At 75.0% G+C, this 15,981-nt stretch carries 13 protein-coding genes and 3 pseudogenes; 11 read left to right on the forward strand and 5 right to left on the reverse strand.

Features of this window, described 5'->3' with window-relative positions; translation table 11 throughout:
• Nucleotides 1–30: 30 nt before the first annotated feature.
• On the reverse strand, nucleotides 31–1,362 hold the full coding sequence (locus F7P10_RS05960; RefSeq protein WP_151008437.1) for an MFS transporter: 1,332 nt from the start codon (nucleotides 1,360–1,362) through the stop codon (nucleotides 31–33).
• A gap of 232 nt (nucleotides 1,363–1,594) precedes the next feature.
• On the opposite strand from F7P10_RS05960, the gene F7P10_RS05965 reads away from it, so the two are divergent.
• Both F7P10_RS05965 and F7P10_RS05970 read left to right on the forward strand, forming a co-directional pair.
• Nucleotides 1,595–2,455, forward strand: a complete 861-nt coding sequence (locus F7P10_RS05965) for an MBL fold metallo-hydrolase (RefSeq protein ID WP_176611320.1) — start codon at nucleotides 1,595–1,597, stop codon at nucleotides 2,453–2,455.
• A 36-nt stretch (nucleotides 2,456–2,491) separates the two neighbouring features.
• Nucleotides 2,492–3,268, forward strand: coding sequence for an IclR family transcriptional regulator (locus tag F7P10_RS05970; RefSeq protein WP_151008439.1), 777 nt, complete (start codon nucleotides 2,492–2,494; stop codon nucleotides 3,266–3,268).
• Between the two features lie 92 nt (nucleotides 3,269–3,360).
• On the opposite strand, the gene F7P10_RS05975 is transcribed toward F7P10_RS05970, so the two are convergent.
• Both F7P10_RS05975 and F7P10_RS05980 read right to left on the reverse strand, forming a co-directional pair.
• On the reverse strand, nucleotides 3,361–4,188 hold the full coding sequence (locus F7P10_RS05975; protein WP_151008440.1) for an ABC transporter permease: 828 nt from the start codon (nucleotides 4,186–4,188) through the stop codon (nucleotides 3,361–3,363).
• Nucleotides 4,185–5,186 carry an ATP-binding cassette domain-containing protein gene (locus tag F7P10_RS05980; RefSeq protein ID WP_151008441.1) on the reverse strand — a complete coding sequence of 334 codons (1,002 nt, stop codon included), beginning with the start codon at nucleotides 5,184–5,186 and terminating at the stop codon, nucleotides 4,185–4,187. The genes F7P10_RS05975 and F7P10_RS05980 overlap by 4 nt, the downstream gene beginning before the upstream one ends.
• Nucleotides 5,187–5,347: 161 nt before the next feature.
• Between F7P10_RS05980 and F7P10_RS05985 the strand changes: the two genes are divergently transcribed.
• Together F7P10_RS05985 and F7P10_RS05990 are read left to right on the forward strand one after the other, a co-directional pair.
• Nucleotides 5,348–6,115: a TetR/AcrR family transcriptional regulator gene (locus F7P10_RS05985; RefSeq protein ID WP_151008442.1), complete on the forward strand. Its 768-nt coding sequence runs from the start codon at nucleotides 5,348–5,350 to the stop codon at nucleotides 6,113–6,115.
• Between the two features lie 52 nt (nucleotides 6,116–6,167).
• Complete coding sequence (locus F7P10_RS05990) at nucleotides 6,168–7,334, forward strand: glycosyltransferase (RefSeq protein WP_151008443.1); 1,167 nt, start codon at nucleotides 6,168–6,170, stop codon at nucleotides 7,332–7,334.
• On the opposite strand, the gene F7P10_RS05995 is transcribed toward F7P10_RS05990, so the two are convergent.
• A complete protein-coding gene (locus F7P10_RS05995; RefSeq protein ID WP_151008444.1) occupies nucleotides 7,335–7,937 on the reverse strand; it encodes a TetR/AcrR family transcriptional regulator in 603 nt (200 codons plus the stop codon). It lies immediately after the preceding gene.
• 323 nt (nucleotides 7,938–8,260) lie between these two features.
• On the opposite strand from F7P10_RS05995, the gene F7P10_RS06000 reads away from it, so the two are divergent.
• From F7P10_RS06000 to F7P10_RS43165, 4 genes and pseudogenes are all read left to right on the forward strand, one after another.
• On the forward strand, nucleotides 8,261–8,620 hold the full coding sequence (locus F7P10_RS06000; RefSeq protein WP_151008445.1) for a hypothetical protein: 360 nt from the start codon (nucleotides 8,261–8,263) through the stop codon (nucleotides 8,618–8,620).
• Nucleotides 8,621–8,774: 154 nt separating this feature from the next.
• A complete protein-coding gene (locus F7P10_RS06005) occupies nucleotides 8,775–10,853 on the forward strand; it encodes an NACHT domain-containing NTPase (protein ID WP_151008446.1) in 2,079 nt (692 codons plus the stop codon).
• Nucleotides 10,854–10,857: 4 nt separating this feature from the next.
• Nucleotides 10,858–11,232, forward strand: a pseudogene (locus F7P10_RS06010) (aminoglycoside phosphotransferase family protein); the annotation flags it as partial.
• A 182-nt stretch (nucleotides 11,233–11,414) separates the two neighbouring features.
• A complete protein-coding gene (locus tag F7P10_RS43165) occupies nucleotides 11,415–11,777 on the forward strand; it encodes an aminoglycoside phosphotransferase family protein (protein ID WP_254716731.1) in 363 nt (120 codons plus the stop codon).
• A 4-nt stretch (nucleotides 11,778–11,781) separates the two neighbouring features.
• On the opposite strand, the pseudogene F7P10_RS45310 reads toward F7P10_RS43165, so the two are convergent.
• Nucleotides 11,782–12,764 (reverse strand): annotated as a pseudogene (locus tag F7P10_RS45310) (DUF2804 domain-containing protein).
• Nucleotides 12,765–12,882: 118 nt separating this feature from the next.
• On the opposite strand from F7P10_RS45310, the gene hpnC reads away from it, so the two are divergent.
• The 3 genes and pseudogenes from hpnC (at nucleotide 12,883) to hpnE (ending at nucleotide 15,972) form a co-directional block, all read left to right on the forward strand.
• Nucleotides 12,883–13,569: a squalene synthase HpnC gene (hpnC, locus tag F7P10_RS06025; protein WP_218040393.1), complete on the forward strand. Its 687-nt coding sequence runs from the start codon at nucleotides 12,883–12,885 to the stop codon at nucleotides 13,567–13,569.
• Nucleotides 13,570–13,850: 281 nt separating this feature from the next.
• Nucleotides 13,851–14,656: pseudogene (locus F7P10_RS06030) on the forward strand (squalene/phytoene synthase family protein).
• Nucleotides 14,653–15,972 (forward strand): hydroxysqualene dehydroxylase HpnE, encoded by a 1,320-nt coding sequence (gene hpnE / locus F7P10_RS06035; RefSeq protein WP_218040394.1) that lies wholly within the window; start codon nucleotides 14,653–14,655, stop codon nucleotides 15,970–15,972. Before F7P10_RS06030 ends, hpnE begins: the two are co-directional and overlap by 4 nt.
• The last annotated feature ends 9 nt before the right edge of the window (nucleotides 15,973–15,981 follow it).

The raw sequence follows: 15,981 nt of genomic DNA on the forward strand, positions 1-15,981 counted from the left end.
CGCGGCACCGCGCCCGCCTCCCGGGGTGCGTCACTTCATCGTGGCCAGGTCGCGGGTTCGTCCCTCCCGGGTGAGCAGGAGCGCGGCCCCGGCGACGACGAAGGCGAGAACCCAGATGCCGCCGAGGAGCGGCAGGCCGCCGCCGACGACCAGGGCCGCCGCGATGGCCGGGGTGAAGCCGGCGCCGAGGGTGGAGGCGCTCTGGTAGGTCAGCGAGGCGCCGGTGTACCGCATGCGGGTCGGGAACAGTTCGGCGGTGAAGGCGCCGAACGGGCCGAAGATCACGCCCTGGAGCGCCTGGCCCAGCACGACGGCGCCGGCGAAGCCCCACACGGTGCCGGTGTCGGCCAGCCACAGGATCGGGAAGGCCGCCAGCGCCGCCATGACCATGCCGGCGAGCATCACCGGACGGCGCCCCACGCGGTCGCTGAGCCGGGCGCTCACGATCACGATCGGGATCATGACGGCGGCCGCCGCGGCCTTGGCGTTGAGCACCCCGGTCTTGTCCGCACCGGCGTCGACGGCGTGCGACACCGCCCACACCGTCACGATCCCCGCGAGCGTGTAGACGCTCGTCCCGGCGAGGACCCCCAGCGCCAGGTTCCGCGGATACTTCGCGAGCACCTCGACCAGGGGGATCTTCCGGGTCTCGGCCGCGTCCCGCAACTCCTGGAAGAGCGGAGTCTCGGCGACCTTGAGGCGGATCACCAGCCCCACACTGACGAGCGCGACGCTGAGGAGGAACGGTACGCGCCAGCCCCACGACAGGAACTCGTCCTCGGGGAGGAGGGTGCAGGCACTGAACACCAGCGTGGCGAGCGTAGCCCCCGCGGGCGCGCCCATGTTGGCGAAACTGGCGGCGAACCCGCGCCTGCCGTCAGGGGCGTGTTCCAGGCCGACCAGCATCGCGCCGCCCCACTCGCCGCCCACGGCCAGGCCCTGCACGACCCGCAGGACGACCAGCAGCACCGGCGCGGCGATGCCGATCTGCGCGGTGGTGGGGAGCAGACCGATCAGGCAGGTGGCGACGCCCATGGTCACCATGGACACGACCAGGACGTTCTTGCGCCCGAGCCGGTCGCCGAAGTGCCCGAAGATCGCGCCGCCCACCGGACGGGCGGCGTACCCGGCGGCCAGCGTGCCGAACGACGCGAACGCCGCGACCCCCGGCCCCGCGTCGGTGAAGAAGAGGTCCTTGAACACGATGGCGGCCGCCATCGCGTACAGCAGGAAGTCGTAATACTCGATGAGGCTGCCGATGAAGCTGGACGCCAGGATGCGCCGCATCGCCGGGGTGTTCATGCTCCCGGAGCGCGGCGGCACCGGGTCGGGACCGGAGCCGGTCCGCCGGAGTGAGGTCATCAGGTGGGTGCCCGTTTCTGCTGGTGCCTGTCGCCCGGTGGGTCGCCGGGAGCCGTCGCCGGCCCCGCGTCCGGGCCCGCCGTGTGAGGTGGCCCACGGCGTGCGGTACAGCGTCACACCCGGTCCGGCGTGCACCCCAGCCTCACGTTCCGTTCATCGGAAGGCCGCCATGGTCCCCGGGGCACCGGCTCCACCAGTGTCTTCACCACACGACACCGAAGAAGGGGCGCACGTGCCGAACACCACCGTGACGCTGACGGGAACGGGAACCCCGCTGCCGGTCCCGGGCCGGGCCGGGCCGGGGACGCTGGTGCGGCGGGGCGGCTGGGCCGCCCAGGTCGACGCCGGCCGGGGCACCGTCCTGCGGCTCGCCGAACTGGGGCTGGGATGCCCGGACATCGACCTCCTCGCGCTCACCCACCACCACTCCGACCATCTGGTCGGCGCGGCCGACCTCGTGCTCACGCGCTGGGTGCAGGGCCGGTTCGACCCGCTGCCGGTGCTGGCCCCGGAGGGTCCCACCGCGCGGTTCGCCCGGCGCCTGCTCGACGGGTGGGCCGAGGACATCGACGTCCGGCGGCGGCACACCGGCCGCCCCGCGCCGCAGGGGCCGGACGTGCGGGCCTTCGCCCCGCCCGCGGCTCCGGCCGTCATCTGGCGATCGGCGGACGTGGAGATCGCCGCGGTCTCGGTCCGGCACGAGCCGGTGGAGCCCGCGGTCGCCTACCGTTTCGACACCCCGTCCGGCGCGGTCGTCGTCAGTGGCGACACCCGCGTGTGCGCGGAGGTCGAGCGGCTGGCGCGGGGGGCGGACGTGCTCGTGCACGAGGCGTGCCGCAGCGCGGCCGTCCGGGAGCGGGGCAAGCGGTTCATCGCCGACTACCACGCCGATACCGTCGAGCTGGGCGCCATGGCCGAACGCGCCGGGATCGGGACGCTGGTGCTCACCCATCTCGAACCGGCACCGCGCACGGACGAGGACACCGAGGCGTTCGCGGCCGAGGTGCGCCGGGGCGGCTACGGCGGGCACCTGATCGTCGGGGAGGACCTTCTCACGGCACCGGTCGGCGAACCCGCTGCTCAGCGCGGCTAACCTGGGCTCGACTCCGCGAACCGACGGAAGGTGGACATGCCCGGACAGATCCGGGAACCGGGACGGACGGTGACCAGCCGGGTGCTGGCGGTTCTGGACGCCTTCGGGCCCGACGACACGGGGCTGTCCCTCGCCGAGCTGTGCCGGCGCACCGGGCTGGCCCCCGCGACGGCACACCGGCTCGCCGCGGAACTCGTCGCGTGGGGCGGGCTGGAGCGTGACCGCGACCAGCGCTACCGGATCGGGCTGCGGCTGTTCGAGATCGGCATGCGCGCACCCGGCCGCCGCGGCCTCATCGAGGCCGCCCGCCCCTTCCTCGAGGACCTCTACGAGGTCACCCACGAGAACGTGCACCTCGCCGTGCGCGCGGCGCACCACGCCATCTACCTCGACAAGATCACGGGGGTGCGGGCCGTCGGCGCTCCGGCGCGCGCGGGCGACCGGCTCCCCCTGCACGCCACCGGCATGGGGAAGGCGCTACTCGCCTTCGCCCGGCCGGAGCTCACCGCGGAGATCGTCCGGGAGGGGCTGACCCGCTACACGCCGCACACCCTCACCTCGCCGGAGCTGCTGCGCCGCGCGCTCGTCCGGACACGGGAGCAGGGGTTCGCGGTCGCCGTGCAGGAGTACTCGCTGGGAACCGTCTCCGTCGCCGCGCCCGTGCTGTCACCCGACCGGCGGCACGCGGTCGCGGCGATCTCCGTCGTCGTGCACAGCTCCCGCGCGAACATCGCGCGGCTCGGACCGGCCGTCCGCGCGGCGGCGATGGGCGCGGCCCGGCACGTCTCCCGCCCGGCCCGGGACGCCGGGTAGGCGAGGTCGTTGAGGCGGCGGAGGACGTGGGCCGTCTCCGCCGCCCGCCACGGGGCGGACGGCCGTGGCGGGCGGACGGCCGCCCCGTCCGCCTAGCGGCTCAGGTTCTGGTAGCGGCGGACGGCCAGGGGCAGGAAGACCGCCGTGATGACGAGCGGCCAAACGATCGCCATGAGCAGGGCGTTCTGCTCGATCCAGGTGTCGCCGACCGCGGCCGGGTTGCCGAACAGCTCGCGGGACGCGGTCACCGTCGAGGAGACCGGGTTCCACATCGCGATCGTGCCCAGCCAGTCCGGCATCAGGGACGGCGCGACGAACGCGCTCGAGATCATCGCGAACGGGAACGCGACCGCGAACAGGCTCCCGGCGGCCTCCTCGTTCGGGATCAGCATGCCCAGCAGGATGCCGATCCAGATCAGCCCGAAGCGCAGCAGCAGGAACAGCCCGAAGGCGCCGAGGGTCGCGAGCGGCCCGCCGTCGGTCCGCCAGCCGATCACCAGGGCCGTCAGGAACAGCACGAGCAGGTCCAGGCTCGCGGCGATCAGGTCGCCGACGCCCCGGCCGGTGACCACGGCGGACGGCGCCATCGGCATGGAGCGGAACCGGTCGGTGACGCCGCGCGTGTTCTCGTAGACGACGGCGTACGCGGTGTTCATGAACCCCATCGCCATCGTCATCCCGAACATGCCGGGCATCAGGAACTCGCGGTAGTCGCCTCCGCCGGGCACCGACATCGCGCTGCCGAACACGTACCCGAACAGCAGGACCGAGACGATGGGGAAGCCGAGCTGCCAGGCGATGTTGCTCGGCTGCCGGACGTAGTGCGTCAGGCCCCGCAGGACGATCGTCCAGCAGTCGGCGAAGGCCCAGCGGATCTGCTCGCCGAGGGTCTCCTCGGCCGTCTTGCCCTGCACGGTCACGTCCGCGCCCCTTCCTTCGTCGGCTCCGCCGCGCCGGGGGCGGCGGTGCCCGCGTCGTCGGCCCGGTGCCCCGTGAGCCGCAGGAACACCTCGTCCAGCGTCGGTCGGCGCAGCCCGATGTCCGCCACGCCGACGCCGTCGTCCTGCAGGGTGCGGGCGATCTCGGTCAGCGCGGCCACCCCGTCGGTGACCGGCGCGTGCACCCGCGCTACCGCCGCCTCGACCAGCGGTTCGGCGGCCGTGACGCGGGCGATGACCTCCGCCGTCGCGGGCAGGTCCGCCGGGTCGCGCACCACGACCTCGATCCGGTCGGCGCCGACCAGCCGCTTCAGGCCGTCCGGCGTGTCGTCGGCGATGACCCGGCCCCGGTCGAGGACGGCGATGCGCCCGGCGAGCTGGTCGGCCTCGTCCAGGTACTGGGTCGTGAGCAGGACGGTCGTGCCCTGCTCGACCAGCGACCGGACGGAGTGCCAGACCTCGTTGCGGCTGCGCGGGTCGAGCCCGGTCGTCGGTTCGTCGAGGAACAGGACGTCCGGTGCGAGGATCATCGCGGCGGCGAGGTCGAGGCGGCGGCGCATCCCGCCGCTGTAATGCTTGACCCCCTTGTCGGCGGCCTCGACCAGGTCGAACCGCGCCAGCAGCTCGTCGGCCCGGCGCGCCGCCGCCGCGCGCCCCAGGTGGAACAGCCGGCCGAACATGCGCAGGTTCTGCCGTCCCGTCAGGACCTCGTCCAGCGCGGCGTGCTGCCCGGCCAGCCCGATCCGGCGGCGCACCCGCCGGGGGCGCGCGGCGACGTCGATCCCGGCCACCTCGGCCCGGCCGCCGTCCGGCCGGATGAGCGTGGCCAGGATGCGCACGGCGGTCGTCTTGCCCGCCCCGTTCGGCCCCAGCAGGCCGTAGACGGTGCCCGCCGGCACCGTGAGGTCGAAGCCGTCGAGCGCGTGTTTGTTCCCGTAGTGCTTGCGGACCCCCTCGCAGAGGATCGCGTTGTCCGGCATCTCGTCTCCCGCCCCTACTTCGCGTATCAAGTACGCTAATTCGCGTACAGGATACTCGAAGTGAGTTCGAGCGCAACCGGGTTTCCGCGCGCGGTCGCGGACGCGCGAGGCGGTAGCGTCTCTCGCGCCACGGCCGGCACACGGGAAGAGCAGGACGGACGATGACGACCGAGCACGGCGACCACCGCGATCCCCAGCGGAGCCTGAAGCTGCTGTGGGGCGATCGCGCCCGCCCGCCGCGCGGCCGCCCGCCCACGCTCACGCTCGAGGCGATCGTCGCCGCCGCCGTGGAGACCGCCGACGAGCTCGCGCGGACCGAAGGGCTCGAGGCGCTCACGATGCGGTCCATCGCGACCCGCCTCGGCGTCGGCACGATGTCGCTGTACCGGTACGTCCCGGGCAAGGGCGAACTGCTGGACCTCATGCTCGACCACGTCATCGGCGAGTACGAGCCCGCGGAGGAGGAGCACGGCCCCTCCGGCTGGCGCGACGTGCTCGCGGGCGACGCCCACCGCCAGTGGCGGATGTGCATGGAGCACCCCTGGTACCCGTTCGTGGACCAGAGCCGCCCCATCCTCGGGCCGAACTCCCTGCACGGCCTGGACCGCGTCCTCGGCCTGCTCCGGCCCATCGGCGTCCCGGACCGGACGCTGATGATGATGATCGGCACGCAGAGCGACTACGTGGACGGGGTGGCGCGCAGTTGCATCAACGAGCGCCGCGCCGTGGAGCGGACCGGCCTCAGCGGCGAGGACTTCTGGGCCGCGCAGGCGCCCACCCTGGAGAAGGCCGTGCTCAGCGGCCGGTTCCCGGCCATGGCCGCGGCCGACGAGAACACCTTCGACTGGTCCTACGAGCAGATCTTCGAGTTCGGCCTGAACCGCCTGCACGACGGCTTCGCATCCTTCCTCGGCGAGCGCTCCGGCTGACCCGGCCCGCCGGGTCCTTGGCCCGGCGGGACCGGCGTGCGACGCTGCCGCTGTGCTGATCCTGGACGTTCTCGCCCCGGCGGCGCTCGCCGGCTGGATCTATCTCGCCGCAGGCCACGGCGGGTTCTGGCGGACCGGAGGCGGGCCGGTGGACACCGCGGAACCGCGCGCGTGGCCGGACGTCGTGGCGGTCGTGCCGGCCCGCGACGAGGCGTCCGTGCTGCCGGAGACGCTCCCGGCCCTGCTCGCGCAGGACTACCCGGGACGGTTCGAGGTCGTGCTCGTCGACGACGGCAGCACCGACGGGACGGCGGGCACGGCGCGGCGGCTCGCGGACGGCATGCCGGACGGCGCGGCCGCCGGGCTGCGCGTACTGCCCGCGGGCGAGCGTCCGGACGGCTGGGCCGGCAAGGTCTGGGCAATGCGGGAGGGGGTGGCCGCGGCGGGCGAACCCGAGTTCGTCCTGTTCACCGACGCCGACATCGCCTACGCGCCCGGCACCGTCGAACGGCTCGTGCGGGCGGCCGCCGGCGCGGACCTCGACCTGGTGTCGCGGATGGCGACGCTCGGCACCCGGACGCCGTGGGAGCGGGCGCTCGTCCCCGCGTTCGTGTACTTCTTCGCGCTGCTGTACCCGTTCCGCCGCGTCGGCCGTCCCGGGGCCCGCACGGCCGCCGCGGCGGGCGGCTGCATGCTGGTGCGCCGCGCCGTGCTGGTGCGGGCGGGCGGGCTCGCCGCGATCCGCGGCGCGCTCATCGACGACGTCGCGCTGGGACGGCTGATCAAGCGCGCGGGCGGCCGGTGCCGGCTGGACCTGGACCGCGACGTCGTCAGCCGCCGCCGGTACCCGCGCCCGGCCGACCTGTGGGACATGGTCGCGCGCAGCGCCTACGACCAGCTCCGCTACTCCCCCGCCCTGCTGGCGGGCACGGTGCTCGGCCTGGTGCTGCTGTTCGCGGTCCCGCCCGCCGCCGCGGTGGCCGGGACCGTCGCGGGCGCCCCCGCGGCGGCCGTCCCCGGCCTGGCCGCCTGGACGATCATGGCGGGCACGTTCGCGCCGATGCTGCGCCACCACCGGCTCTCGCCGCTGCGCGCCCCGACCCTCCCGCTGGTGGCGCTGGTGTACGCGGCGATGACGCTGGACTCGGCCCGCAGGTACCACACCGGACGCGGCGGCGTCTGGAAGGGCCGCGCCGCCGTCGGACGGGCCGCGCGCTGATCAGCGGGCGGTGAGCATCGCGATCGCGGTGTCGATCACGTCGCGCTGGACGGTCAGCGGGGCGCCGGGCGGGCGGCGGACGGCGCTCCACCACAGGCCGTCGAGCAGGACGAGGATCAGTTCGGCGAGTTCCTCGGCGGGCCGGCCGGCCGGCAGCCCGCCCGTCTCCTGGGCCGCGGCGATCGCGGCGCGCAGGTTCGCGCGGGCCTCGGCGTCGAGCTCGTTGAGGGCGTCGGCGAACGCGGGCCGGACGGCGGCCTCGGCGTGGAACGCCGCCCAGATCCGGGCTTCGGCGAGCCGGCTCTCGTCGGCCGGCAGGTAGCCGAGCATCGCCCGGCGCAGCTCCTCGGGGAACGTCCGCCCGTCCGGCTCGGCCCGGATCGCCGCCAGCCGCGCCCGCGCGGCCTCCGCCGCCCGCGCGAAGGCGAAGCTCAGCATCTCGTCCTTGGTCTGGAAGTAGCGCTGCACCGCGCCGAGCGAGAACCCCGCCTCGGTCGCGACCGTCCGCATGCTGACGCCGTCCAGCCCTTCTCGCGCGGCGATGCGGAACAGGGCGTCCGCGACGTCGCGGCGGCGGGCCTGCTTGTCCACCGTCCTCGGCACCTCTCCATTCTGCCGCACGCACGCGGCGTTAATTCCGGCAGTGCGTTCACATTGCCGTTGGCGGCTTTACGGAGATCGACCGGCCGGGATCTCGCGGAGGCCGTTTTCGGCTCCTCGGTACCGGGTTTTCGGCCCTTGCGGAAGCCGCGCTCATCGGTGCCGGGTTGTACCTTGGTCGTCCTTGATGATCCTGAAGATTGGGGTCTCGGATGCGTCGAGTGGTCGGTTCGCGGACCGTTCTCGTGGCGACGGGCGTGATCGTGCTGGGAGCCGCCGGGCTCTTTTTCGCACTGGGCCTCGATAATGCAGACAAACTGGGCAGCGTGGTCGCGGCCCTGGCGGCGATCGCAGGTCTGGGGCTGACCGTGGCCGGAGCGCGCCGCCGGGACGGGACGGGCGGCGGCTCGGGCGGCGGCTCGGGCGGCGGCTCGGGTGAGGAAGGCGCGGCGGCGCTGCACGGCTCGACCGTCGGCGGGTCGGCCACCGTGGTGGGGCGGGTCGGCGGGAGCGTCCGGCTGACCGGCACGCGCACCCCGCGCGACCGGGCGCCGCGGGACCTGCCGCAGCCGGAGCCGGGCGGCGACGCGGCGGCGGGCGGCGCCTCGATCAGCCGGTCGGCGGTCGACGGCGACGCCTTCGTGGCCGGGACCGTCGACGGCGACGTGGAGACGCGTCCCGAGTGAGCAGGCGCAGGCCGCGGGCGTCCATGGAGGGTTCGACCGTCCTCGGGGACGCGTTGCTGGTCGGTTCGGTCGGCGGCGATGTCCATGTGGGCGTGGCGCCCGAGCACCGGACGGACGCCGCGGTGCGGGCGCTCGCGGAGGCGGTGCGGCACCAGTGGACGGCCGAGGCGAAGATCCTCTACCCGCGCGCCCCGAGCGGCTCCGGCTGGGCTGGGCGAGCACGGGCCGCCCCGTCTCGCCCGCCGGAGCGGCGCGCGGCGACCTGCGCGGCGACGTCTCCGAGCTGGCCGCGCGGTTCCGCGAACTGCCGGTGCGGCACCTGGTCGTCCTCGGCGCCCCCGGCTCGGGCAAGACCGTACTGGCGATCCGGCTGCTCCTCGACCTGGTGAACCCGGACGACCCGGCCGAGCCCGTTCCCGTGCTGCTGCCGCTGTCGTCGTGGTCCCCGGAGGCGTCGTCGCTGCACGACTGGATGGCCGCGCGGATCGCCGAGGACCATCCCTTCCTCGACGCCGCGACCGCCGGGGACCTGCTGAAGTCCACGAAGGTGACGCCCGTCCTGGACGGCCTGGACGAGCTGGCCCCGCGCCTGCGGGGCACGGCGGTCGAGGCCGTCGACGCCTGGGCGGCGGACGGCCGTCCGGTCGTCCTCACGTGCCGCGGGAACGAGTACGAGCGGACCGTCCGGGGAAGCGGGAGCCCGCTGAGCCGCGCGGCGGTCGTGGAGATCGGCGACGTGCGGCCCGCCGACGCCGCCGCCTACCTGCGGGCCGCCGCCCTCGACGGCGGCACCCGCTGGGACGCGCTCCTGGACCGGCTGGCGGACGCCCCGGACGGGCCGCTCGGGGAGGCGCTGTCCACCCCGCTGATGGTCGAGCTGCTCCGCACCGCGTACCGGGCACCGGCGACGGACCCGGCGGAGCTGCTGGACGCGGAGCGGTTCCCGTCGCGGGAGTCGGTCGAGGGGCACTTGATCGACCGGTTCGTGCCCGCCCTCTACGCGCCCGCGCTCCGGCCCGCGTACCGGGCCGACCGGGCGGAGCGGTGGCTCGCCTTCCTCGCCCGGCGGATGCGGCGGCACGACACCGTGAGCATCTCCTGGTGGGAGATCTGGACGCTCCCGTCGGCGCTGCTGCTGACGCTGCCGTTCGCGCTGACCGGCGCCCTGGTCTTCGGGTCGATCTTCGGCACGACCCGGGGGCTGGTCGCGGCGGGCCTGTTCGCCGTGGCCGCGGCCGCGTCGCTCGCCCCGGGGGCCGCGGCGGCGCCCGTCCGGGAGCGGGACCTGACGGACCCGGTGGCGCTGCTGCGGCGGCTGCGCGGCGGCTCGGCCGGGTGGGCGCTGCTCGTCGCGGTGGTGTCCGGGGTGCTCATCGGGACGTGGTTCGGCCTCGGCCTGCACGCGAGCACGGCCAAGACGGTCACGTACGCGCTGCTGCTGGCGGGAATGTTCGCGATCGGCGCGCTCGGCGGCACCGCGTGGGGCTCGTTCGCGCTGTCCCGGTCGTGGTTCGCCTCGACCGGGCGCCTGCCCTTCCGGCTGGTCGCCTTCCTGCGGGACGCCCACGAGCGCGGCGCGCTCCGGCAGGTGGGGGCCGTCTACCAGTTCCGCCACGCGCTCGTCCGGGACCGGCTCGGCCTCGGCGTGCAGGCCCAGGAGCGCGCCTTCCACGGCGGGTGGCGGCTGCCGCCCCGCTGGATCGCCCCGGCCCGGGTCGGCGTGCAGGTGGCGGGGGTGCTGCTGGCGACCCTGGTCCTGACCGCCCCGCTCACGGCGGCGACCCTGCACCACCGGTCGGGGGACCGTCCCGCCGAGCGGACCGAGGTCGTCCAGTCGGGCGCGCAGGGCACGGAGGTGCCCGTCCAATTCCTGGAGTGGACGCTTCCCCCCGGGGCGACCCGCACGACGGTGTTCACCGTGCAGCACCGGGACACCCGGTTCCCGGTCATCGAGCTGACCACCGTCACCTTCCTGACCCGCGGGTGCGGCGGAGCCTCCGTCGAGTTCACGGCCGTCGCCGGAGGGCGGACGGTGGCGCACCAGAGGCTCGACATCCGCCCCTTCGGGTCCCGCCGCGACCTGGGCCGCGAGGACTTCGCGGGCCGGCCCGAGACCGTCACGGTCTCCCTCGAGCGCGTCGACGACGCGGACTGCACGGTCGTGTTCAGGTGGCAGGAACCCCGCATCCTCTACGACCGCCTGCTGGACGTCCGCGAGTACCTGCGCTCGTGAGGTGATGGCAGGCTGGACGATCGTGGACGAACTCGCGCGGAACGCCGTGAACACGTGGGGCGGCGTCGGGCGGCGGTGGCTGGACGGGCTGCCGCGGCTGGTGAAGGAGGTCGCGCGCGACTGGCGGCTGGACGTCGGCGCGACGTTCGACCTGAGCTTCCACTGGGTCGCGGCCGTCCGGCGGGAGGACGGGACGGCGGCGGTGCTGAAGCTCGGGCCACCCGAACCGGGGCATCTGGGGCACGAGGCCGCCGCGCTCGAGGCGTTCGCCGGACGCGGCGCGGTGCGGCTGCTCGGCCGCGACGCGGAGCGCGGGGCGCTGCTGCTGGAGCGGGCGGAACCGGGCACCATGCTGCGCGACCTGGTGCCGGACCGCGACGGCGCCGCGACGGACGCGCTGGTCGAGGTCATGCGGCGGCTGCACCGGCCCGCGCCGCCGGACTGCGGGCTTCCGGCGGTCGAGGCGGAGGGCGCGGCCTTCGCCGAGCACCTGGACCGGTTCCCGGGGGACGATCCGCTCCCCGGCACCTGGTCGAGCGGGCCGCGCGGCTGTTCGACGAACTGTGCGCGGACTCCGGCGAACGGTTCGTCCTGCACGGCGACCTGCACCACGACAACGTCCTGCGGGGCGGCCGGGAGCCGTGGCTGGCGATCGACCCGCACGGCCTCGTGGGCGACCGCGGCTACGAGATCGGGCCGGTGCTCTACAACCCCGACCCGGACGTGCGGGACGAGCGGCTGCTCGGCCTCGTGCCCGCCCGCGTCGAGCGGCTCGCGGACGGTCTCGGCATGCCGGTGGAACGGGCCGTGGCGTGGGGTTTCGCGTCGTGCGTCCTGTCGGAGGTGTGGGAGGCGCAGGGCGGGGAGCCGGGCGGGCGGGCGCTGGACGTCGCGCGCCTGCTGCTGCCGATGCTGCCCGCGTAGCGGTTCACCAGCGCTGGCGTGCCTCCTCGGCCCAGCCGGTGAGGCCGTCGAGGTCGATCCAGGCGCCGTCGTCGGTGCGGGCCCGTCCGGTGAACGTCCCGAAGCACTGGTGGGTCTCGCTGCCGACGACGCCGAGTTCGGTCTTCGAGACCTTCTCGTGGAACGGGTGGAACTCGGCCCGCACCCGAGGGCCGCCGATCGTCCAGGGGCGGAGCCGGTCGGTGCGGTCGTAGACCCAGTCGAGCTCGTCGCCGATCTTGTGCAGGCGCCCGTTCACGAACAGGGCGTTCTCCGTCATGCCGGTGCCGTCGGTCCACTGGCCGCCGAGCTGCAGGGCCAGGCCGGGCGCGGCGGCCGCCGCCCAGTTCCACGTCATCCGGTACGGCCACTTGCCGCGCCCGTGGTCGAGGACGGCGAACGAGTCGGCGGCGTCCACCGCGACGTCGCCGGACGGGAGCCGCAGCGTCCCGTGGACGGGACGGCCCACGTCCTTCACCGTGTACTGGAAGCGGTTCGCGGTCCACGGATCACGACGCCGAGCGACTCGTGCCCGTCCGGAACGGGCACCGTGAGGTCGAGGTCGACGCCGATCGCGGGCGCGAGGGCGCGCAGCCGGGTGCCGCCCGGTTCCGCGCGGGCGCCGACCGCGACGCCGCCGCCGCGCACGGACGCGGTGCCCTCGCCGCTCCGGTCGGGGAACCGCGCCCCGAGCGCGAACGGGACGACCGCGTCCCGGTTCAGCTCCTCGCCGGTCTCCCGGTCGAGGACGTACACGCCGTGGACGCCCGCGTAGTCGAGCGAGGACGCGACGAGCCCGACGATGTGGCGGGGCGTGACGATCCCCCAGTACTCCCACCGTTTGGCGCGGCCCCAGCCGCGCAGGTTCGCGGTGTGCAGGGGGCGGCGCGTCCAGCCGACGGCGGCGGGGTTGAGGCGCCCGTCGGGCAGGCACAGGTCGACGGGCGCGGCGATCTCTCGCTCGGGCATCCCCCGAGGTTATCGGGCGTTCGCCGGGCTCGGGCGTCCGGTCCGACACGCACGTGATTCAACAAGTCCATACCAAGATCAGAGTTTTTCGGGTGCCGCGCGCGCTCATCTCACTGTGGTGATCACTGATTCGCCCTGGAACGTCGAGGAGCACGACCGGGCGCTGGCACGGCTCGCTGCCGGGGAGAACTTCCCGGTGGCGGCACGGCTGCTGCCGAAGCGGATCCGCGCCGACCTGACGGCGGTGTACGGGTTCGCCCGCCTCGTCGACGACATCGGCGACGAGGCGCCGGCCGAGCAGCGCGGCAAGCTGCTGGAGCTGGTGGACGACGACCTGGACCGCGTGTACGGGGGCGCGACGCCGGAGCTGCCGCAGCTCCGCAGGCTGGCGCGGGCCGTCCACGCGCGGTCGATCCCGGACGAGCCGTTCCGCCGGCTCGTCCAGGCGAACCGGCAGGACCAGACCGTCCACCGGTACGAGACGTGGGACGAGCTGGTGGCGTACTGCCGGCTCTCGGCGGACCCGGTGGGACGGATCGTCCTGCACGTGTTCGGGGCGTCCGGGCGGGGGCTGGAGGAGTCGTCGGACCTGGTCTGCACGGCGCTGCAGGTGATCGAGCACTGCCAGGACGTCGGGGAGGACTTCCGGCGGGGACGGGTGTACCTGCCCGCCGAGGATCTGCGGCGGTTCGGCTGCACCGACGGCGACCTGGGGCGGACGAGGACGCCGACGCGGCTGCGCGGCGTCGTGGCGCTGGAGGCGGCGCGGGCCCGCGACCTGCTGGACCGGGGGCGCCGCCGCTGATGGCGGGGCTGCCGGGTGGGCGCGGATCGCCGTGGCGGGCTACACGGCCGGGGGCGGGCGACGCTCGCCGCGCTGGCGCGGGGCCGCTACGACGTGCTGGCGCGCGCGCTGCGTCCAGGACGTGCCGCGCTGTTGGCCGGTTGGGCACGCGCACTGGAGAGGGGTGAGCGATGACGGTCTCGGAGGCGTGCGAACGGTCCGAGCGTGTGGTTGAGGCGTATCGGCACTGCGAGCGGGTGGTGCGTGAGGAGGCCCGCAACTTCGGCTACGGGATCCGGCTGATGCCCGTCCCGAAGCGGCGGGCGATGAGCGCCGTCTACGCGTTCGCGCGGGGGGTCGACGACATCGGGGACGGGCCGGAGCCGGCGTGCGTCCGGCTCGACCTGCTGGACCGGTCGCGGGGCCGGATCGCGGCCGTGCGCGACGTCCTGGAGCACCGGGCGGACGCGGCGGTGCTGGAGGGGCATCCGGTGCTGACGGCGCTCGCGGACGCGGCGGCCCGCTACCCGATCCCGCTGGAGGCGTTCGACGAGCTGATCGACGGCTGCGAGAGCGACGTGCGGGGCGCGGACTACGAGACGTTCGACGACCTGCTCCAGTACTGCCGCCAGGTGGCGGGGACCGTCGGGCGGCTGTCGCTCGCGATCTTCGGCACGCAGGGGCGGCTGCGGCGGAGGCGCTCGCGGACTCCCTCGGCATCGCCCTGCAGCTCACCAACATCCTGCGGGACCTGCGCGAGGACCGGCTCGCGGGACGCGTCTACGTGCCGACCGAGGACCTCAAGCGCTTCAACTGCACGCTCGAACTGGACGACTCGGGCATGTTCGTCGACCCGCCGTCGCGGCTGAACGAGCTGGTGGGGTTCCAGGCAGAGCGCGCGCGGGCCTGGTACGCGGAGGGGATGCGGCTGCTCCCGCTGCTGGACCGGCGCAGCGCCGCGTGCACCGCCGCCATGGCCGGGATCTACCGGCGGCTGCTGGAGAACATCGCGGAGCGGCCCGCGGCCGCGCTGAACACCCGCGCGTCCCTGCCGACGTGGCAGAAGGCGGTCGTGGCGGCGCGCGCGCTGACGGGGGTGGAGCGGTGAGCGTCGTCATCGTGGGAGGCGGGCTGGCCGGCATCAGCGCCGCGATAGCCCTCCGGGAATCGGGCGTCCCGGTGACGCTGCTGGAGGCGCGGCCCTGGCTGGGCGGCGCCACGCACTCGTTCGAGCGGGGCGAGCTCAGCGTCGACAACGGGCAGCACGTGTTCCTGCGCTGCTGCACCGCCTACCAGGGGCTGCTGCAGCGGCTCGGCGCCGACCACCTGGTGGACGTCCAGGACCGGTTCGACGTGACGGTGCTGCGGCCCGGCGCGGCGGCGGCGCGGCTGACCCGGTCGCGGCTGCCCGGCCCGCTGCACCTGCTGCCCGCGCTGGCGCGCTACCCGCACCTGACGCGCGGCGAGCGGCTGCGCGCGATGCGGGCGGCGGCCGCGCTGCGGCGGCTGGACCCGACCGACGCCCGGCTCGACCAGATCGCGGCGGGGCCGTGGCTGGCGGCGCGGGGCCAGCGGCCGTGGGCGCGCGAGGCGCTGTGGGGACTGTTCATCACGGCGTCGCTGAACGCGGAGGTGGACGACGCCGCGCTCGGGCTGTCGGCGATGGTGTGCCGCCGCGGGCTGTTCGGCCGCGCGGACGCCGCCGACATCGGGGTCCCCGTCGTCCCGCTGGAGGAGCTGCACGGCGGCCCGGCGCTGCGCCGCATCGCCGAGATGGGTGGCACCGTCCGGCTGAAGGCGAAGGTCGAGGCCGTGACCACCGACCCGAAGGTGGTGGTGGACGGCGTGCCGATCGCCGCGGACGCGGTGATCGTCGCGGTGCCGCACGAGGCGGCCGCGAAGGTCCTGCCCGCCGAGGCGCTGCCGGACCCGCTGCGCTGGCGGGAGCTGGACTCCAGCCCGATCGTCAACGTGCACGTCGTCTACGACCGTCCGGTCATGGGCGAGCCGTTCGCCGCCGCGGTGGGCTCGCCCGTCCAGTGGATCTTCGACCGGACGGGCGTCAGCGGGCTGCGGGACGGCCAGTACCTGGCGGTCTCGCTGTCGGCCGCCGACCGCTGGATCGACCGGCCGACCGCGGAGCTGCGGGACCGGTTCGTCCCGGAGCTGGCGCGGCTGCTGCCCGCCGCCCGGGGCGCCCGGGTGCGCGAGCTGTTCGTGACGCGGGAGCGGCGCGCGACGTTCCGGCAGCGTCCCGGCACCGGCGCGGTGCGCCCGGCGGCAGCGACGCGGGCCCCGGGACTGTTCCTCGCCGGCGCGTGGACCGACACGGGCTGGCCAGACACCATGGAGGGAGCAGTGCGCAGCGGCCTGACCGCCGCTCGGCTGGTCCGCCGCCACCTGGAGGGGGTGAGGGACCGGTGACGACCGTTC

Origin of the sequence: Actinomadura sp. WMMB 499, from assembly GCF_008824145.1 — a bacterium.
Classification (GTDB): Bacteria; Actinomycetota; Actinomycetes; order Streptosporangiales; family Streptosporangiaceae; genus Spirillospora.

Excerpts from the sequence above, each read along its gene's own strand:
- F7P10_RS05980 (WP_151008441.1), bottom strand. The coding sequence starts at position 5,186 with ATGCCGGACAACGCGATCCTCTGCGAGGGGGTCCGCAAGCACTACGGG.
- F7P10_RS05960 (WP_151008437.1), bottom strand. The coding sequence starts at position 1,362 with ATGACCTCACTCCGGCGGACCGGCTCCGGTCCCGACCCGGTGCCGCCG.
- F7P10_RS05970 (WP_151008439.1), top strand. The coding sequence starts at position 2,492 with ATGCCCGGACAGATCCGGGAACCGGGACGGACGGTGACCAGCCGGGTG.
- F7P10_RS05985 (WP_151008442.1), top strand. The coding sequence starts at position 5,348 with ATGACGACCGAGCACGGCGACCACCGCGATCCCCAGCGGAGCCTGAAG.